Below are 19430 nucleotides of genomic sequence, written 5' to 3' on the forward strand. Positions count from 1 at the left end.
TGGTCTTTGCGACCAAATCAGCGACCTTTGCGGTCACATTCAGGAGAGACTCCTGTGGTCCGGCCTCGTTGGGCCGGATTTACGTCTTTTCACGCAGGAAACGAAGGACATGCGGCCCTCAAACGTCGCCGACGCGCATAATTTCCCATTGTAGCGTGATGCCGCTGTTTTCCAACACCTTTTTTCGCACCAACTCCCCAAGCCCTTCGAGCTCTGCCGCGGTGGCACCGCCGGTGTTGATCAAAAAGTTCGAATGCATCTCGCTCATTTGCGCGCCACCCAGGGTTGCGCCGCGCAGACCGGCATCGTCAATCACCTTCCAGGCTTTCAGATCATGGACATCGTCGGCTTTGCCCGTCGAGGAAAATCCGGCCGGATTGCGAAAGGTCGAGCCGGCGGAGCGCTCTTTGGTGGGCTGCGAGGCATCGCGTTTGGCGATTTGATCGGCCATGCGCGCTTCAAGCGTGTCAGGGTCGCCTGCCTGCCCTGAAAAGGTCGCCTCGACAATCACCCAGCCCTCGGGGAGCGTGGTCTGGCGATAGGCGAAATTCAGCTCATCGGCGCCGAGCGAGACAAGGTCCCCCGCCCGCGTCACCGCTTTGGCACTCACGAAGTGATCCGCCACATAAGAGCCGTAGCAGCCCGCATTCATGCGTACCGCGCCGCCGATCGCCCCGGGGATGGTGCGCAGAAAGGTCAGATCGACCCCCGCAGCGGCCGCTTTGCGCGCCACATGCGCGTCAAGCGCCGCCACACCGGCCGTCACTGTCGTGCCCGTGACGCTGATGCCGTTAAAGCCCCGCCCCATGCGGATCACCACTGCGCGCAAACCGCCATCGCGCACGATCAGGTTCGAGCCGACACCCATCGGGAACACGGCCACATCTGCCGGCAGCGCGCGCAGGAACGCTTGCAAATCCTCAAGGTCGGCAGGCTGGAACAGGGCATCTGCAGGCCCCCCCACCCGCAGCCATGTCAGATCGGCAAGGGGGCGGTTGGGGGTCAGCGTGCCACGCACATCGGGATAGGTCATTGCGATCTTCTTACGGTTTTGAGCACCCAGCGACCGGCATAGCGCATGGGCCAGCGCAACACCGACGCGCCCGCGGCCAGAACGATCAACCCGACCCAAGGGCCGTTTTCATAGGTGACGTAGCCCACCAGCGGAACGCCGAAGGCGATCAGCACATAGGCCGCGGGCCAGTGGTGGTGGCGCGAGGGGAGCATTGCGATCAGATTGGCGCTCAAGGCCCAGACGCAGGCAAGGATCAGAGAGAGTGACAGACTGTCCTCCTTTCGCAGTGAGGGCGCAAATGGGTCATTTTAGGCGCGGGCAAGGCGTGCAGGCAAGGCATTTGCCCATGTGGAAATCGTCCCTGCCCCAAGGCAGACCACGATGTCACCGGCGCGGGCCTGTTCGCGCACCAGCCGTTCGAGGTCTTCCTCCGAGGTCACGGCGCGCGCATGGCGGTGGCCGTGGCGGATCAAACCCGCCACAAGATCGTCACGACCGGCCCCCGCGATGGGCTCTTCACCGGCGGCGTAGACTTCGGCGATACCGACCACATCCGCCTCGTTGAAGCAGGTGCAAAAATCGTCAAACAATGTGTGCAGGCGCGAATAGCGGTGCGGCTGGTGAACCGCAATGACACGCCCGTCGCAGGCCTGACGCGCGGCTTTCAGCACGGCGGCGATTTCGACCGGATGGTGGCCGTAATCGTCAATGATGGTGATGCCGTTCACTTCACCGACCTTGGTAAAGCGGCGGTTCACGCCTTTGAAATTCGCCAGCGCTTCGCGGATTTCATCGCGCTTCATGCCCAGATGACGCGCCACGGCAACAGCGGCCAATGCGTTGGAGACATTGTGATTTCCGGGCATCGGCAGGGTGCACCCCTCGATCATCTGCTCCTCGCCCGCCAGCGCGATGTCGAAATGCGCCACGCCCTTTTGGTAGGTCAGGTTCACCGCGCGCACGTCGGCTTGGGCGTTAAACCCGAAAGTCACGACACGCCGGTCGGTGATCTTGCCCACAAGGCTCTGGACTTCGGGGTGGTCGGTGCAGCACACAGCCAGCCCGTAAAAGGGAATGTTGGACACGAAATCCAGAAACCCCTGCCGCAGGTTTTCGATGGTGCCCCAGTGTTCCATGTGCTCGGGGTCGATATTGGTGACAATCGCGATGGTTGCAGGCAGGCGGTTGAAGGTGCCGTCGGATTCATCCGCCTCGACCACCATCCATTCGCCCTGCCCCATGCGCGCGTTCGACCCATAGGCATGAATGATGCCCCCGTTGATCACGGTGGGATCAAGATTGCCGTGATCCAACAGCGTTGCCACCATCGTGGTGGTGGTGGTTTTGCCATGGGTGCCGCCGATGGCAATGTTGGATTTCAGGCGCATCAGTTCGGCCAGCATTTCCGCGCGCCGCACCACCGGCAGCCCTTTGAGGCGGGCCGCATCCAGTTCGGGGTTGCCCGCTTTGATGGCCGAGGAAATCACGACCACTTCGGCCCCCTCGAGGTTTTCAGCGCGCTGGCCTTCGAAAATCACCGCGCCCAGTTCCTTGAGCCGGTCGGTGATCTTGGAGGCTTTCAGGTCCGAGCCCTGGACTTTGTAGCCGTGGTTGATCAGCACTTCGGCGATGCCGGACATGCCGATACCGCCGATGCCGACAAAGTGGATAGGGCCCATTTCGGTGGGCAATTTGGTCACGGCAGCGTTCATCCGGGCGTTCCTGTAGCAAGCGTTTCGACCAGTTCGACGAGGCGCTCTGTTGCATCGGGGCGCGAGATCGACAGCGCCGCCTGCGCCATGGCAAGCGCGCCTTCGGGATTGGTCAGAATGGTGGTGATATGATCCGACAGCGTGGCCGCATCAAGCCGCGCCTCGGGGATGAGAATGGCCGCCTGCGCATCCACCAGCCCGCGCGCATTGGCGCTTTGGTGATCCGCAGCGGCGGCGGCAAAGGGGATCAGGATCGCCGGGCGCCCGATCACGGAAATATCCGCAACCGAGGACGCGCCAGAGCGCGAAATCACCAGCTGCGCTTCGGACATGCGCCGCGGAATATCGGTGAAAAAGGTTTCAACCTCCGCCGCAAGCCCTGCCTCGGCATAGGCGCGCTCGACGCGCTCCTTGTCTTCGGGGCGGGCCTGTTGCGCAACGCGCAGATTGCTGCGCAGCGGCTCGGGCAGCGCGGCGATGGCGGCAGGCACGGCATCCGACAAGATCCGCGCGCCTTGCGAGCCGCCGATCACGAGGATCGACATCGGGTAGTCACCCGGCGTGATATAGCCTGCCCCCGCGCGCTCCAGCACCGCCGCGCGCACCGGATTGCCGGTGTAAACGCCGTCAATGCCCGCAGGCAGGACCGTCGGCCATGTGCCACAGGCCACGCGGTTGACGCGTTTGGAAAAGATCTGGTTGACGCGGCCCAGCACACCGTTTTGCTCGTGGATCATGCGCGGCTTGCCCAAAAGCGTGGCCGCCGCCATCGCCGGAATGGCCGGATAGCCGCCAAAGCCCACGACCACTGCCGGTTTGTCGCGCACCATTTTGGTCATGGCCGAAAACACACCGCCAAGGATACGCAGCGGCACCATGGCTTTGGCCGCAATCCCGCCGCGCGCGAAGGTGGCCGATGCCAGTTCTTCGATCTCGACGGCCTGCGGGAAAGCGCCGGTGTAGCGCGCGCCACGCGCATCGGTGGACAGTTTGACCCGCCAGCCGCGCGCCAGCATCGCTTCGGCCAGCGCTTGGGCCGGGAACATATGCCCGCCGGTGCCGCCTGCGGCAATCACCAGCAGCGGGGCCAGGGTCTTGGGTGTGGTCATGGCGTTATCTCCCGCGCCGGATCAGGATGTCACCGATCTCGCCCTGGGGGCGATTGCGGGTAAAGGCCAGCAACATGCCCACCGCGATGCCCGAAGCAATGACCGAGGAGCCGCCATAGCTGACAAAGGGCAAGGTCATGCCTTTGGCAGGCAAAAGCCGCACCGCAACGCCCATGTTGATCATCGCCTGCACGCCAAAGGCACAGGCAAGCCCCGTCCCCGCAAGGCGGATGAACGGATCGCGTTCGCGCATCAGCCGGCTGAGGGAGCGCACAACGATCGTGCCGTACAGCGCGATGATCGCCAGCACCAACACCAGCCCGTATTCTTCTGCCGCCACAGCGATGATAAAATCGGTATGGGCATCGGGCAGCGACCATTTCACCTGACCTTCGCCCACGCCCACGCCAAAGAACCCACCCTCTTGGATAGCGTTCGTCGCATAGCCGATCTGGGTGCGCGGATCGACTTCTGCGGACAGAAACCCGTCGATGCGGCGCGCAAAGTGTTCGGAATTATTGTAGGCGACCGTGCCAAACATCACGACACCCACCGCAAGCGAGACCAGCAGGGTCAGCGGCGCCCCCGCGACGAAATACATCACCGCCCAGCTGAACAGGATCAGCGCCGCCTGCCCGAAGTCGGGCTGCATGGCCAAGAGCATCACGATGATCAGCGCCAGCGCGAAGGAATACAGTTTGCCCGGCGGCCCGTCGAGGTCCTGTGACGCCGACATCAGCCAGGCCGACACCACAACGAAGGCAGGCTTGAGAAATTCGGAAGGCTGGACAGAGGCGAACCCGAAAGAGAACCAGCGCACAGCCCCTTTGCCGAAATCCGTGCCGATAAAGGGCAGCAACAGCAGCGCAACGAAGGTGATTGCAAATCCCACGACCGCCAGACGGCGCACCATTTTGGGGTCCATCATCGTGGTGGCGATCATCGCGATCAGGGCCATGACCCCGAAAAACGCCTGACGCTGGATGTAGTAAAAGGTCGGCAGACCGTTTTTTTCGGCCAGGGGCGGCGAGGCTGCAAGACCCAGCAAAATGCCCACGCCAAACAGCAAGAGAATACAAGAGAGCGACCATTTGTCGATCGTCCGCCACCACCGGGGAAGAACCGGCTCGCCATCCCGCTTGGGGATCGCGCCATACACCATTTCTGTCATTTTACTACCGCCGCACTGCCTGATTTCGCCACGGTGGAAGGCACTCCGACCGCGCGATGTCCGGTTGACCGGATCTAAGGCAATTCTAGCCCAAGTTCGCGCCCAAGGCTAGTGGGTTGCGCGGGCATTGCCGCCCGATTGAGCAGAGATTGGCGCAAAAACAGGCGCAATCTTTGGTGACAGGAACCACATAGCGCCATTGCGAGTTTCGATTGGACATTCAGACAGCACCGGCAACCCGACAAAAAGGAGGCGATGATGGCCTTTAGCGATGGCGACAAAGTAGCATGGGATTGGGGCAACGGCACCGCCGAGGGGGCCGTTCGGACGCGCTATCTGCGCACCGTCACCCGCAAGATCAAGGGCAGCGAAATCACGCGCCACGGGTCCAAAGACAACCCTGCCCTTTTCATCGAACAGGCCGATGGCGATCGGGTGCTCAAGCTCAGTTCCGAAGTGCGCCCCGCCTAAGCGGCGCGGTGTCAGGCTTGAGCGCTCCCATGTCCTCTTGCGATGCCCTGCCCGAGGGGCTGACCTATTACCCCGACAGCGAGCCCGGGATCACACGGGCGCGTCACGGGCGCGGATTTACCTTTCGCGCACCGGACGGCACCACGCTTGCGCGCGGGCCGGTCCGCGCGCGCTGTCTCGCGCTTGCCGTGCCGCCAGCCTATGAAAATGTCTGGATTTCGCCCAAGGAGAACGGGCATTTGCAGGCAACCGGCCTCGATGCGCGCGCGCGCAAGCAATACCGCTATCACGCGGCATGGTCGCAGGCGCGCGCGGCGGAAAAATTCGACAGACTCGCGGAGTTTGCCCGCGCCCTGCCCCGCATCCGCGCCCGCGTGCGCCGCGACCTGCATGAGGATGTGGGCGAGGAAGCCTTTGCGCTTGCCGCCGCCGTCCTGATGATCGACCGCCTTGCCATCCGCGTGGGCAACGACACCTATGCCCGCGATAACGGCAGCTACGGCATTACCACGCTGCAACGCCGCCACCTTCGCCTTGATGACGGCGGGCTGACGTTGGCGTTCACGGCCAAAGGTGGCAAAAAGGTCCGGCGCAGGCTGAGCGACAAGAAGGTGCTCAAAACGCTCGACAAGATCCGCGACCTTGACGGTGCGCAATTGCTGACGTGGATCGACGCACAGGAGCAACCGCGCAGCCTCACCTCCCACGCGCTCAATGCCTATCTGGGCGATGCGGGGTCGGGGGAGTTCACCGCCAAAACCTTTCGCACATGGGCAGGCACTTTGGCGGCCTTTGAAGCGGTCGAGAACGGCGCCACGACGATCAAGGCCCTTGCCGGGGCCGCAAGCGCGCGGCTTGCCAACACGCCCACCGTCGCGCGCAACAGCTACATCCACCCGCGCGTGATCTCCCTGGTCGAGGAGGCGCATGTCCCCGCTGTCACCCCCGCCAGGCTGAGCGGTTTGCGCGTGGCCGAAAACCGCCTGCTCGGATTTCTCGAAAGTTAGAGCAGCGCTTCCACAAGCGCGGCGAAATGCTCGCCGCGTTTTTCAAAGTTGGGGTATTGATCGAAGCTCGCCGCCGCAGGGGCAAGCAGCACAACCTCCCCTGCCTCTGCCTCGCGCGCGGCCAGCGCCACCGCCGCCTCCATGGTTTCGCAAATCTCGTAGGGCACATCGCCCAGTTGCAGCGCAAAATCGCGCGCCGAAAAGCCGATCAGATAGGCTTTGACCACCGACCCAAGCGCCGGGGCCAGCGCGGCGATCCCGCCGTCCTTGCCCATGCCGCCCGCGATCCAGCGGATGCGCGAAAACGCCTCAAGCGCCTTTTGCGCCGAATCGACGTTGGTGGCTTTGGAGTCATTGACGAATTTCACGCCATCTTTTTCGCCGACCAACTGGCTGCGGTGCGGCAAGCCGCCAAAGGAGTGAAACGCCGCCTCGATGGTTTTGGGCGAAAGCCCCAGCGCGCGGGTCGCAGCAAAGGCGGCGCAGGCGTTCTGGTGGTTATGCGCCCCCGGAAGGCCCGCGATGTCGCGCAGATCGAGCGAGGCGACCTGTTTGCCCTTGCGGTATTCGCTTAGAAACCCCTTGCGCGCAAAGACGTTCCAGCCGCTGCCGGCCAGTTTTTCAGCGACGGAAATGCGGATCAGACGCGAATCTTCGGGCCCTTCAACCAATTGGTTGGCCAGATAGCGGCCCTCTTTTTCGTCGACGCCGATCACGCAGCGATCCGGCCCGCCTTCGATGAAAAGGCGGCGTTTGGCGGCAAAATACCCCCCCATGCCGCCGTGCCGGTCCAGATGGTCGGGCGACAGATTGGTAAAGACCGCCACATCGGGGGTCAGCGCCCGCGCCAAATCGGTTTGGTAGGATGACAGTTCCAGCACGATCACCTCGCCATCGACCGGCGGCTCGATATCCAGAACCCCGCGCCCGATATTGCCCGCAAGCTGGCACGGGGTGCCGTTTTCGCTCAGGATATGGTGGATCAGCGCCGACGTGGTGGATTTGCCGTTCGAACCGGTGACGGCGATCACGCGCGGGGGCGTGTCGAAATCCACCCAATCGCCCGATCCGAGCGATCGGAAAAACAGGCCGATGTCATTGTCCACCGGCACCCCTGCGGCCCATGCGGCGGCGATGACCTTGTTGGGGTCGGGGTAGAGATGGGGGATACCGGGCGAAACGATCAAGGCGGCGATGCCGTCAAACCCGCCCGCTTTGGTAAAATCGCAGACCTCATAGCCCAGTTCTTCGGCCTTGGCGCGCCCCTCGGTGCTGTCATCCCAGACCACGGGGATCGCCCCGCCCGCGCGCAGCGACAAAGCGGTCGCAAGGCCGGAACGGCCCATGCCCAGAACCGCGACACGGCGGCCTTCATATCCCAGAACCGGTATCATTGTCGGACTCCTTTGGCGGACCGCGGGGCGGTGGATGTTTTGCTGACGTGTAGCGGGTTCTGTGGCCCGCCAGAAGGGGGCTCTGCAAGCGCGTAAATGCCACGCGAGACGCGCGCGAACCAGCCGTAATGATTATCGGCCAGAATGGCGCGTGCGTTGGGCACGTCCAGCGCGCGGGCCATCTGCGCCGGGGCGCTCGGGCCATGTCGCCCCAGATAGGCGCGCAGCTTTTGCGCATCCTGACGGTAGGCGGTCACGCGTTTCACGCCCGTGGTGCCCCCGACATTGGGATCACCGATGCGGCGGGTAAATTCCTTAAGCAACTGCCCTGCCCGTTTGGTATTCTTGCGCGGCTGATAGGGCGCAGGGTCGAGATGGGCCTCCACCCTTTGCGCCGCCACATCCACGGCCAAGAGGCCCAGCCCCAGGCGGCGGCACAGATGCACGATGTCCTTGTAGCGCAGTTTCCAGCCGGTGCCCTTGGCTTTGGGCACCGCCAGATAGACCGCATCGCTGACCCGCTGACGGTCGATGCCCTGCAAGACCAGCGCCAGCGAGAACCCCGTTTTCAACTCGACCACGACGGGCGGCTCGCTGCCGCGCACCGCCATCACGTCGCAGGCGCCGATTTCGGCCTTCACCACATAGCCCTGCGCCTCCAGAAAGGCTTTGACGGGGGCGTAGAGATCGGCCTCTTTCACGGTTTAACGCAGCTTGAGGGTGGCCAGACCGATGAGCGCGAGCACCAGCGAGATGATCCAGAACCGGATCACGATCTGCGCCTCGCCCCAGCCCTTTTTCTCGTAGTGGTGGTGGATCGGAGCCATCAGGAACACGCGTTTGCCGGTGCGTTTGAAGTAGAGCACCTGAATGATGACCGAGAGCGCCTCGACCACGAACAAGCCGCCGACAATTGCCAGCACCAATTCGTGCTTGGTTGCCACCGCGATCGCGCCCAAAGCGCCGCCCAAGGCCAGCGATCCGGTGTCGCCCATGAACACGGCTGCAGGCGGCGCATTGTACCACAAAAACCCGAGCCCCCCGCCGATCAGCGCCGAGGTAAAGATCAGGATTTCCCCCGTTCCGGGCACGTAGTGCAGGCCGAGGTAGTCGGTAAAGTCGGTGCGGCCCACCGCATAGGCGATGACGCCAAGCGTGCCTGCCGCGATCATCACGGGCATGATCGCAAGACCGTCGAGACCGTCGGTGAGGTTCACCGCATTGGCCGAACCAACGATCACGATCATCGCGAAGGGGATAAAGACCCAGCCAAGGTTGATCAGCGCATCCTTGAAGACGGGCAAGGCCAGTTGGTTGGTCAGCTCTTGGGGATGCAGCCACGCCGCCCAGGCGCCGGCGATCAGCGCAATCAGCAGGCCCAGCAGCAGGCGCAGGCGCGAGGACACGCCTTTGGTATTGGCCTTGGACACTTTGGCGAAATCATCGGCAAAGCCGATTGCGCCATAGGCCATGGTGACAAACATCACCAGCCAGACATAGCCCACCGAAAGCTGCGCCCACAACAGGGTCGAGGTCAGCACCGCCGAAAGGATCAGCAAGCCGCCCATGGTCGGGGTTCCTGCCTTGACGAAATGGCTTTCGGGGCCATCCTCGCGGATCGGCTGGCCCTTGCCCTGGCGTTTGCGCAGGATGTCGATCAGGGGGCGGCCAAAAATAAAGCCGAAAATCAGCGCCGTAAAAAACGCGCCACCGGCACGGAAGGTGATATAGCGAAAGAGGTTAAAAAAATCGCCGCCGTCAGACAGCCCCGTTAGCCAGTAAAACATCGCTTGCGCCCCTTAAAGTTCTTCGGGCAGCGGATGGCCCAATTTTCGTATTGCGTCAACCAAGCGGCTGACCTTCGACCCTTTCGAGCCTTTGACGAGCACGACATCGCCCGCATCCACATGCAGTTTCAAGTCCGGCAACATCGCCTCGGCGCTGGCGTACCAGCCGCCGCGCTTGTCGGCGCGAAGCGCGGCATCGAGGTGCTGCATCAGTGGCCCGACACAGAACACTTCGTCGATGCTGGCCATGAACGGCAGGGCGGCGAGGGCGGCGTGATCGGCCTGCTCCGTGGGCCCCAGTTCCAGCATATCGCCCAGAATGGCAATGCGCCGGCCCTTGTGTTTGCGGCCCAGCCCGTCGCGCGGTGCTGCCGCCGCCAACACTTCCAGCGCGGCTTTCATCGAGGTGGGATTGGCGTTGAAGGCATCGTCGATCAGCGTGAGCTGCCAGCTGGTCTCGCTGGGATCGAGCAGGATCTGTTCGCGCGCGCCGCGCCCGGCGGGCGGCGCCCAGAGCACCAGATCGCGTGCTGCCAGCGTCACATCCGCGCCAACCTCTTGCGCGACGGCCAGACAGCCCGCAGCGTTGGTGGCAAAATGGCGCCCTGCCGTGGAGAGGCGGAACAGATGGTCGGTGCCGCCCACGCGCGCTTTGGCGGTGGTGATCCCGTCAAACAGCCGCACGTCGTGAACCTGTACATCGCAAGCCGCCGTTTCGCCAAAGGTCACGACCCGCGCCGCGCCCGCGCCTGCGCGCAGCACATCGAGCGTGTCGAGATCGCCGTTCACCACCGCAACGCCGCCCGCGACCAGCCCCTCGCAGATTGCCGCTTTTTCGCGGGCAATATCGGCAAGGCTGTCAAAGGCGGCCAGATGCGCAGCGGCCACCGTGGTGATCATCGCCACATGCGGCGCGGCCATTCGGGCCAGCGGCGCGATTTCTCCGGGGTGGTTCATGCCGATTTCGATCACGGCAAAATCCGTGTCCTGTGGCATACGCGCCAGCGTCAGCGGCACGCCCCAGTGGTTGTTGTAGCTGGCTTGCGCGGCGTGGACGCGGCCCTGCCCGTTGAGAATCGCGCGCAGCATTTCTTTGGTCGAGGTCTTGCCCACCGACCCCGTGACGCCGATCACGCGGGCCTGCGTGCGCTTGCGTGCGGCCACGCCGAGGCGTTCGAGCGCGGGCAGCACCGCCTCGACGATCAAAAGCGGCGCATCGGCGGCCACGCCTTCGGGGCGGTGGGTGACAAGGGCAGCACCGGCACCGGCCGCCAGAGCCTGTGCCACAAAATCATGCCCGTCGCGCGCGGCCGTGAGCGCCACGAATAAATCGCCCTTTTTCAGCGTGCGGGTGTCGATGGAAACGCCGTCCACGGTGAAATCGCAGGTCGCGGTGCCCCCCGTTGCGGCGGCGGCATCGGCAGAAGTCCAAAGGCTCATCGTCATTCTTTCTCAGATCGCGCCATCAAGGGCAGCAACGGCCAGCGAGGCCTGTTCGACATCGTCAAAGGGAAACACATCGTCACCGACGACCTGCCCCGTCTCGTGGCCCTTGCCACAAATCAGCAGCGCGTCCCCGGCTTGCAGGGCATCGACCCCGCGCAGGATGGCTTCGGCGCGGTCGCCCACTTCCAGCGCGCTGGCGCAGGCCACAAGGATTTCGGCGCGGATCGCGGCGGGATCTTCTGAACGCGGGTTGTCGTCGGTCACGATCACCACATCGGCATGCTCTGCCGCCGCCGCCCCCATCAGCGGGCGCTTGGTGCGATCCCGGTCCCCCCCTGCCCCGATCACGGCGATGATGCGCCCCATCACATGCGGGCGCAGCGCCTTGATGGCGGTCGCAACCGCGTCGGGCGTATGGGCGTAATCGACGAAAACCGCTGCACCATTGTCGCGGGTCGCCGCGTGCTGCATGCGCCCCCGCACGCCTTTGAGGTCGTGCAGACATTCGAAAATACGGTCGGGTTCGGCGCCGCAGGCCATGGCAAGCCCCGCCGACAGCATGATGTTTTCCGCCTGAAATCCGCCAATCAGATTGAGCCGCGTCTGATAGGGAGTTCCGGCAAAGTCGAAACGCACATCCATGCCCGTCGCGTCAAACCGCTGGGCAATCAGGCGCAGATCCGCCGCTTCCGAGCGGCCCACCCGCAACACGTCGATGTTGCGCTCGGCGGCGTAGCCTTCGATTTCGGGGCCGCGCGGATCGTCGATATTGATCACGGCCACCCCGTCCTCGGGCAAAACGCGCGCAAACAGCCCCGCTTTGGCGGCAAAATATTCCTCGAATGTGGCATGGTAGTCGAGGTGGTCTTGCGTGAAATTCGTGAAGGCGGCGGCGGCAAGGCGCACCCCGTCAAGGCGGCGCTGCGCCAATCCGTGGGAGGAGGCCTCCATCGCGGCATGGGTAACGCCGTGTTCCCATGCATCGTGCAAAATGTTGTGCAGGGTGATCGGCTCGGGCGTGGTGTGGCCCGATCCGGTTTCAAACGCGCCCTCGACGCCGGTGGTGCCGATATTCACCGCCTCAAGCCCGAGCAGCGTCCAGATCTGGCGGGTAAATGTCGCAACGGAGGTTTTGCCGTTGGTGCCGGTGACGGCGGCCACGACTTCGGGCTGGCGTTCGAACCACAGAGCGGCCGTATAGGCCAGCGCCTGACGCGGGTCCTCGGCCAGAACAACGGCGGGTTGGTAGGCGGCGATGGCCTCGGCGGCGCGTTGTGCCCCGAGGCGGTCGGTCAGGATCGCGGCGGCCCCCGCTTTCAGGGCGGCGGGCACAAAATCCGCGCCATGCGCCTGCGTGCCGGGCAGCGCGGCAAACAAATGCCCCTCAGCGACCTTGCGGCTGTCCACCGACAGCCCCGTGACGCGCGTGTCCAGCTTGCCGCTGCCCAAAGAGGCGACAGGGGAAAGGCCCAGTTCGGTTAATGTCTTGGTTCCCAACCGGCCCATCACGCAGCGCTCCCGTCTGATTTACGTCAGTTCGACGCGCTCAGTGTTACCCCATCAAGGGAGGCAGATTCAATGTCTGGTCGCAGCCCCAAAAGCGGCGCGACACGGTGGATGATTTCTGCCGCCACCGGCACCGCCGTCCAGCCCGCCGTGCGGCGCAACTGGCCTGCGCCCATGATTTGCGGCTCATCCAGCGTCACGATCAGCACATATTTGGGGTCGTTGGACGGGAAAACGGAGGCGAAGGTTGCGATCACCTTGTCGTCATAATAGCCGCCGCCGTTTTCTTTGGGCTTGTCGGCAGTGCCGGTTTTACCCGCAACCGAATAGCCTTTGACATCGCCAAAGGAGGCTGTGCCCTCGGTCACCACGCGGCGCAGCATCATGCGCGACAGGGCAGAGACCTCTTGCGACACCACACGCGGGCCGACCTCGACGGGACCGCTGTGTTTGATCAGTGTCGGCGCGACTCGGGTGCCCCCGTTCAACAGCGACGAATAGGCGGTCGCCAAATGCAGCGGCGAGGCCGACAGGCCGTGACCGTAGGAAATTGTCAAGGTCGACAGTTCCGACCAGTTCTTGGGCAACAAAGGCTTGCCCGTCGATGCCTCGATCAGCTCGACGGGGGTTGCTTCGAAAAAGCCCAGGGATTTGAGGAACTCCTGCTGACGCTCGACACCGATCATCTGCGCGACATGCGCCGTGCCCACGTTGGAGGACACTTCGATCACCTTGGTCAGGGTCGCGGTCGGGCCATAGCTGTGACCGTCAAATTCCCCGATGGAAAACTTGCCCCAGCGAAACGGCGGCTGCGTGTCGATCAGCGTGTCGGGACCGGCCACCCCAAGCTCCATCGCCTGCGCGGCGGCGAAAATCTTGAAGGTCGAGCCAAGCTCGTAAACCCCCTGCACCGCGCGGTTGAACAGCGGGCTGTCGGCGGCATGACCCGCTGTCAGCGGGCGGGGGCGGTTGTTGGGGTCGAAATCGGGGAGCGACACCATCGAGACCACTTCGCCGCTGTGCAGATCCATCAGGATCGAGGTCGCGCCTTTTGCGCCCATGATCGCCATGCCCCCCGCCAAGACTTCGCGCGCGGTGGATTGGGCGGTCAGGTCGATTGACAGTTGCAACGGCTGGTCGGCATTGGCCGGATCGCGCAGATAGTCGTCAAAGGCCCGCTCGACCCCCGCCACACCGATGACTTCGGCAGAGGCAACACCCTCGCGCCCGAAAGAGGCCCCACCAAGAATATGCGCGGCCAGCTTGCCGTTGGGATAGAGGCGCATTTCGCGCGGACCGAACAGCAGGCCCGGATCGCCGATGTCATGCACGGCCTGCATCTGTTCGGGGCTGAGTTTCTTCTTGATCCACAAGAACTTGCGCGTTCCCGTAAAATCCTTGATCAGACGGTCGCGGTTGAGATCGGGGAAAATTTTCACCAGTTCGTCGGCGCAATGTTCGGGGTCGATCATCTGCATCGGCTGCGCGTAAAGCGCGTTGGTGATCAGATTGGTTGCCAGCACCCGCCCGTTGCGATCCACGATATCGGCACGTTGTGCCAGAATGGGCGTCCCGATGGCTGCCGAGCGCGGCTCGGCCGGTTCGGCGTTGGCCATAAACCCCATGCGCGCGCCAATCGTGCCAAAGGCCACGGTGAAACACAGCCCCAGCACCAGCAACCGCCCCTCGGCGCGCTGGCGGGATTTATCGCGCATGTCCTCATGGCGCAGCCGCAGGTTCTCGCGCTCGATGGCGTCAGGGTTTTCCCCTTTGTTGCGCGCGTCAAGAATGCGGGCCAGCGGGCGCAGCGGCGTGCGGATACTCATCTGTGTGCGTCCCTCAGGTCGCCGACAACGTCAATCGGATCACTCAATTCCGCAAGGACATCCTCCTCGGGCAGAGGGAAATCCACCTCGTCGATCCGGGCGAATTGTTCGGGCAGGAAGGGCAGCAGTTGCAAGCGCTCAAAGTTCAGGTCGGCAAGCTCGCGCAGCCGCTCGGGGCGGTTGAGATAGGCCCATTCCGCCTTGAGCATCGACAATTCCTCGCGCTGCAACGAGATGCGCGTTTGCAATTTATCGACCTCCTTGAAGGCCGCCTGTGTGGAATAGTTCTGATGGTAGGCCCAAAAGGCGAGCCCCATCACCATCAGTGCGGAAGTCACGTACAAAATACTGCGCATTACTCTCTATCTCCCGTCTCTTGCGATTGTCGGCAGACCAAGCGTTGCCCGATCCACCGGCTTTGCCTCTGCCTCAGTGCGCCGCCCCACCCGCAAGCGCGCAGAGCGCGCACGGGGGTTGCGGTCCAGTTCATCCGTATCGGGGCCGATTGCCTTGGACAGTCGCGTGAATCCCGGAACCTCCTGTGCCACCACAGGGGCGTACCGGTTGCCGCCGCCCCCACGGGACGCGCGTGCCTGGAAGAACCGCTTGACGATGCGGTCTTCGAGCGAATGGAATGTGACGACTGCAAGTTGCCCGCCGGGTTTTAGCGATCGTTCCGCCGCTTCTAGCCCGTCGACAAGTTGCCCGAATTCATCGTTCACTGCAATACGGATGGCTTGAAAGCTGCGCGTGGCCGGATGGCTATCGCCCGGCTTTTTGCGCGGCATCAGGCGCTCGATCAGCTTGGCAAGCTGCAACGTGGACGTAAAACGGGCCTTTTGGACGCGATCCATGACGATGGCGGCGGCGATTTTGCGACTTTGGCGCTCTTCGCCGTAGTGAAACAGCACATCGGCAATTTCCTGCTCAGAGGCTTCGTTGACGAAATCTTCGGCAGAATAGCCCGATTGCGACATCCGCATGTCGAGCGGCCCGTCGCGCATGAAGGAAAAGCCGCGCTCGGCCAGATCCAGCTGCATCGAACTGACACCGAGATCCAGCACGACCCCGTCGAGGCCCTGCGCGTAGTCGTCCATCTGGCCAAAAGTACCCTCGACCAGAGAAATCCTGCCCTCATAGCCGTCCACCCAAGGCCGCGCCAGCTCATGCGCCAGAGGGTCGCGATCGACGCCGATCACATGGTCTGCGCCCGCAGCGATCAGACCCCGGGTGTAGCCCCCTGCCCCGAAGGTGCCATCAAGCCAGCGCCCGGCAACCGGCGCGCATTCTCTGAGCAAAGGACGCAGCAGGACCGGAATATGCGGGGCGTCGGCGGTGTTGTCCGTCTGGCCCATCGCTTAAAGCCCTTCGTCACCGGCCAGAAGGCTGAGCGGATCGAAATCCTCGCCCATCTCTTCGGCCCATTTATCCGTGTTCAGATCATCTTCAGCGCGGAAGGTTTCCGGCTTCCAGATTTCGAAAGTCTCGCCCACGCCCGCAAAATACGCCTCGTTTTCAAGGCCGATTTTGGCGCGCAGGGCGGCGGGGATCACAAGGCGCCCGTCGGGGTCCACCTCGGTGGGCTGTGCTTTGTTGAGGATCAGGCGCTGCAACATCACGCGGCGCTTGGTGCCACGCGGGAGCGCGTTGATATCTGCGGCAAGTTTTTCAAAGGCGCTTTGGGTGTAGACCTGAAGCATTTTCTGGGTGTCGGCACCGTAGACGATGACCATGCGCGGGCGACCGGTTGCGGCGGCGTTGGGATCGCCTTCCTCCAGCTCACGACGAAACGGCGCGGGGATCGACATGCGCCCCTTGCTGTCCACCTTGAAGGTGTGTTCGCCTATGAACATGCCGGCCAAATCGCGGCACTCCTGTCTCTGCCCTCAGGGTTCCGACCCCTGTGTACGGAAACGGCGGACCGAGCTGCTGCCACTGCTCGATCCGCCGCCCTATTCGCCCTTTGCGGGCTATGTCCGACTGCGCGCGCCACCTGGGGGGATGTCTGCTCGCTCGCGCGCCGGATCTCTTCGTTACGGGTGATATGGATGCCTGTATGAAACCTGACTTTGGTCGTTTTTGTTCGCGGTCTTTATGCGCCGCTCATTCCGTATCACCGTGCAACAGTGATGCCATGGGAAATCACGGGAAACAACGGTTTTCTGCGGGAGCGCCACACAAAATGTAGATTTCCACGGAGTTATCCACAAGGTGTTGTGTGCAGAGCTGTATAAATTTACACAATATGTAGGGATAAATTCAGGACAGTTCGCTAGATAAGGTAACGGTCGCGTGATCTGTTGTGAAATATCCCATCCCGTAAAAAATTTTGAAATTTGTTACCCACAGGCTGAATTTTCGAGCAGATCGTCAGGAATTGCGATTCCTTCCCGCGGATTCCCATCAATCCCGTAAATTCCCGTAATCCCCCAAGCCGCCGCAAAACGCGAAAGGCGCGAGGTTGCCCCCGCGCCTGAGTTCTGTGTTGGCCGCGCTGCCTTGCCATCTGCGCACCGCCTTCCTGACCCGCACGGGTCGCCGCCCCTCCGGCGCTTTGGAATCGTGCGACAGGCCGCCTAGGCCATGCCCCCGCCGACCAGCCGCTCGGCCAGCGCAAGATAGGGGGCGGCGAGGTCGCTCTCCCCTGCCGCAATCGGCGTGCCACTATCGCCCGCCAGCCGTGTATCCAGCGCCAGCGGCAAGGCCCCCAGGAACGGCACATTGATCTTGGCCGCCTCTTGCGCCACGCCACCATGACCGAAAATATGCGCCTCATGCCCGCATTGCGGACATATATATGTCGACATGTTTTCAATAAGACCCAAAACCGGCACCGACAGCTTGTCGAACATGGAAATTGCGCGCCGCGCATCCAGCAGCGCCACATCCTGCGGAGTCGAGACCACAATCGCGCCCGAAAGCTGGGTTTTCTGGCACAGGGTCAGTTGAACATCGCCCGTGCCGGGCGGCAGGTCGATGATCAGCACATCCAGCTCGCCCCATTGCACCTGCCCCAGCATCTGCTGCAAGGCCCCCATCAGCATCGGGCCACGCCAGACGATGGCTTCGTCCTCTTTGACCATCAAACCGATGGACATCATCGTCACCCCATGGGCGTCCAGCGGCTCGATGGTCTGCCCGTCCGGCGAGGCGGGTTTTTTGGTGACACCCATCATGCGTGGCTGGCTGGGCCCGTAGATATCCGCATCCAACAGGCCCACGCGCCGCCCCTGCCGCGCAAGCGCCACAGCAAGGTTCGACGACACGGTGGATTTGCCCACCCCGCCCTTGCCGGACGCCACGGCCAGAATGCGTTTGATGCCCGGAACGCCCTGCTTGCCCGCCTGCGGCGTCGGGTGGCGACCGATCTTGAGTGCGGGGGGCTGGCCTGACGGTGTGGCCGGGGGCGCTGAAGGGGCGGTCGGGGCCGCTTGCGCGGGCCCGTGGGCGGTAATGACGATGGACACTTTTTCCACGCCTGTTAGCGCCAGAAGCTTGCGTTCCATTTCCATGCGCGCCGGCTCAAGTTTGCGCGCCTGATCCGCGCTTGGCGCCTCAAGCACAAACCGGACGATGTTACCGCTCACATCCAAGGCACGAATCATGTTTTGCGTGACCGGGTCGCCCCCAAAGGGCAATTCGACGCCGCGCAGCGCGTTCAGGATTTCTTCATGGTTAACAGACATATAGGCCTTCCCCTCGTCGGATGCGTGACGTGATATCTTCGCAATACCCTTAAAACTAAGGACATTCCACCGGCACTGCGCCAAAGCTGCCCCTAGGGCACCCCCGAAGCGCCATCAAAATGGGTCAGCAAGGCATATGCATTCACCGCATGGCGGCATTGCCCATTCGGCGGATTGTGCAAACGCAGCATAAGGTCCATTTTAAATCCAACGAAGCGAGACAGACACCGCAGCAAGGCGCCGCAGACAACGGCCAACCGGACGGGGTCGGACACAAGCTTCACTGAGTTTGACAGGGCAAACGCCCACGGGCCAGAGCGCCCAAGATTGAAAAAGGTAGAGCACTATGGCTTACGCATCGAACATCCGCACCGTTGAAACCGGTCTCCGTCTCCCCGCCCTCTTCAAGGGTCTTGGCGAGCGCTTCGCACGCTACCAAGTGTACCGCAGCACGTTGAACGAACTCAACACGCTCTCGACCCGCGAACTGGCTGACCTCGGCATCTCGGCCGCCAACGTGCGCGCCATCGCATACCAAGCCGCTTACGGCGAATAAGAACACCCATCGGCCCCCCTCTCCTCCTCCCTGGGGCGCTGGTATAGCGACGGTCTCCTCCTCCTCCCTGAGATCGTCGCGCCTATAACGGGGATTGTTCCCCAGACTTACGGCCCTCTCTCCTCCTCCCTGAGGTCCGTATTCAGAGCGGCGGCGCTCTCCTCCTCCCTGCGCCGCCGCCCTCCTGATCCGGTCAACCGGTTGCTCCCTTGAACAGGTGAGCCCGCGCGACCACATAAGATGCGGTCCTTCTCTCCTCCTCCCTGAGGGCCCGTATATCAGCGACAGGGTCTCCTCCTCCCTGACCCTGTCGCCTCCCCATTCGGGCACGGCCTTTGGCCTAAGACCCACAGCAGATACGGCCCTCTCTCCTCCTCCCTGAGGCCCGTATATCCGGTGACAAGATCTCCTCCTCCCTGATCTTGCCGCCGCACAATCTGGGACCGCCATGCACAGTGTGGTGTGACGCCCAACCCTATACGGTCCTTCTCTCCTCCTCCCTGAGGGCCCGTGTATCAGCGACAGGGTCTCTCCTCCTCCCTGACCCTGTCGCTCCAAATTCCGGCCTTCGCGCAGATGCGCCCAAGGCCCCGACGAACACCGGCTCTCCTCCTCCTCCCTGAGGGTCGGCTATGTGGCAGACGCGTCCTCCTCCCTGCGTTTTCCACAGAATATCAGGCCCACGCCCTCCCTCGTGGTCCGGACAATGAAGCGGTCGTGTCTCCTCCCTGACACGGCCGCTTT

General features: G+C 63.1%; 18 protein-coding genes. 3 read left to right on the forward strand and 15 right to left on the reverse strand.

Annotated elements, in window-relative coordinates:
• Positions 1-118: 118 nt before the first annotated feature.
• From murB to ftsW, 5 genes are read right to left on the reverse strand one after another with little or no spacing between them, the layout of a single operon-like run.
• Positions 119-1033, reverse strand: a complete 915-nt coding sequence (gene murB / locus AQS8620_RS05980) for a UDP-N-acetylmuramate dehydrogenase (protein ID WP_085835951.1) — start codon at positions 1031-1033, stop codon at positions 119-121.
• Positions 1030-1284 carry a DUF2484 family protein gene (locus AQS8620_RS05985; protein WP_085835952.1) on the reverse strand — a complete coding sequence of 85 codons (255 nt, stop codon included), beginning with the start codon at positions 1282-1284 and terminating at the stop codon, positions 1030-1032. The genes murB and AQS8620_RS05985 overlap by 4 nt, the downstream gene beginning before the upstream one ends.
• A 39-nt stretch (positions 1285-1323) precedes the next feature.
• Positions 1324-2727, reverse strand: coding sequence for a UDP-N-acetylmuramate--L-alanine ligase (murC, locus tag AQS8620_RS05990; RefSeq protein ID WP_085835953.1), 1404 nt, complete (start codon positions 2725-2727; stop codon positions 1324-1326).
• A complete protein-coding gene (murG, locus tag AQS8620_RS05995; protein WP_085835954.1) occupies positions 2724-3836 on the reverse strand; it encodes an undecaprenyldiphospho-muramoylpentapeptide beta-N-acetylglucosaminyltransferase in 1113 nt (370 codons plus the stop codon). Before murG ends, murC begins: the two co-directional genes overlap by 4 nt.
• Positions 3837-3840: 4 nt before the next feature.
• Positions 3841-5007: a putative lipid II flippase FtsW gene (gene ftsW, locus AQS8620_RS06000; protein ID WP_085835955.1), complete on the reverse strand. Its 1167-nt coding sequence runs from the start codon at positions 5005-5007 to the stop codon at positions 3841-3843.
• A 258-nt stretch (positions 5008-5265) separates the two neighbouring features.
• Here ftsW and AQS8620_RS06005 point away from each other — a divergent pair, with 258 nt between their 5' ends.
• Positions 5266-5478, forward strand: coding sequence for a hypervirulence associated TUDOR domain-containing protein (locus AQS8620_RS06005; RefSeq protein ID WP_370737884.1), 213 nt, complete (start codon positions 5266-5268; stop codon positions 5476-5478).
• 29 nt (positions 5479-5507) lie between these two features.
• Entirely contained in the window at positions 5508-6485 is a 978-nt protein-coding gene (locus tag AQS8620_RS06010; RefSeq protein ID WP_085835957.1) for a DNA topoisomerase IB, read from the forward strand.
• Here the strand turns inward: AQS8620_RS06010 and murD are convergent.
• The 10 genes from murD to AQS8620_RS06060 form a co-directional block, all read right to left on the reverse strand.
• Positions 6482-7879: a UDP-N-acetylmuramoyl-L-alanine--D-glutamate ligase gene (gene murD, locus AQS8620_RS06015; RefSeq protein ID WP_085835958.1), complete on the reverse strand. Its 1398-nt coding sequence runs from the start codon at positions 7877-7879 to the stop codon at positions 6482-6484. The genes AQS8620_RS06010 and murD overlap by 4 nt on opposite strands.
• Positions 7876-8580, reverse strand: a complete 705-nt coding sequence (locus tag AQS8620_RS06020; RefSeq protein ID WP_234990389.1) for a DUF2161 domain-containing phosphodiesterase — start codon at positions 8578-8580, stop codon at positions 7876-7878. Before AQS8620_RS06020 ends, murD begins: the two co-directional genes overlap by 4 nt.
• 3 nt (positions 8581-8583) lie before the next feature.
• Positions 8584-9666: a phospho-N-acetylmuramoyl-pentapeptide-transferase gene (gene mraY, locus AQS8620_RS06025; protein ID WP_085835959.1), complete on the reverse strand. Its 1083-nt coding sequence runs from the start codon at positions 9664-9666 to the stop codon at positions 8584-8586.
• 12 nt (positions 9667-9678) lie between these two features.
• Entirely contained in the window at positions 9679-11106 is a 1428-nt protein-coding gene (locus AQS8620_RS06030) for a UDP-N-acetylmuramoyl-tripeptide--D-alanyl-D-alanine ligase (RefSeq protein ID WP_085836166.1), read from the reverse strand.
• Between the two features lie 12 nt (positions 11107-11118).
• A complete protein-coding gene (locus AQS8620_RS06035) occupies positions 11119-12618 on the reverse strand; it encodes a UDP-N-acetylmuramoyl-L-alanyl-D-glutamate--2,6-diaminopimelate ligase (RefSeq protein ID WP_085835960.1) in 1500 nt (499 codons plus the stop codon).
• A 26-nt stretch (positions 12619-12644) separates the two neighbouring features.
• Positions 12645-14444, reverse strand: coding sequence for a peptidoglycan D,D-transpeptidase FtsI family protein (locus AQS8620_RS06040; RefSeq protein ID WP_085835961.1), 1800 nt, complete (start codon positions 14442-14444; stop codon positions 12645-12647).
• Positions 14441-14800 carry a cell division protein FtsL gene (gene ftsL, locus AQS8620_RS06045; protein WP_085835962.1) on the reverse strand — a complete coding sequence of 120 codons (360 nt, stop codon included), beginning with the start codon at positions 14798-14800 and terminating at the stop codon, positions 14441-14443. The genes AQS8620_RS06040 and ftsL overlap by 4 nt, the downstream gene beginning before the upstream one ends.
• 6 nt (positions 14801-14806) lie before the next feature.
• Positions 14807-15799, reverse strand: coding sequence for a 16S rRNA (cytosine(1402)-N(4))-methyltransferase RsmH (gene rsmH / locus AQS8620_RS06050; protein WP_085835963.1), 993 nt, complete (start codon positions 15797-15799; stop codon positions 14807-14809).
• 3 nt (positions 15800-15802) lie between these two features.
• Positions 15803-16297, reverse strand: a complete 495-nt coding sequence (gene mraZ, locus AQS8620_RS06055; protein ID WP_085835964.1) for a division/cell wall cluster transcriptional repressor MraZ — start codon at positions 16295-16297, stop codon at positions 15803-15805.
• A 723-nt stretch (positions 16298-17020) separates the two neighbouring features.
• Positions 17021-18130: an Mrp/NBP35 family ATP-binding protein gene (locus AQS8620_RS06060; RefSeq protein WP_085835965.1), complete on the reverse strand. Its 1110-nt coding sequence runs from the start codon at positions 18128-18130 to the stop codon at positions 17021-17023.
• A 346-nt stretch (positions 18131-18476) separates the two neighbouring features.
• Here AQS8620_RS06060 and AQS8620_RS06070 point away from each other — a divergent pair, with 346 nt between their 5' ends.
• A complete protein-coding gene (locus AQS8620_RS06070; RefSeq protein WP_085835967.1) occupies positions 18477-18686 on the forward strand; it encodes a DUF1127 domain-containing protein in 210 nt (69 codons plus the stop codon).
• The last annotated feature ends 744 nt before the right edge of the window (positions 18687-19430 follow it).

The organism is Aquimixticola soesokkakensis (genome assembly GCF_900172375.1).
Taxonomy (GTDB): domain Bacteria; phylum Pseudomonadota; class Alphaproteobacteria; order Rhodobacterales; family Rhodobacteraceae; genus Aquimixticola; species Aquimixticola soesokkakensis.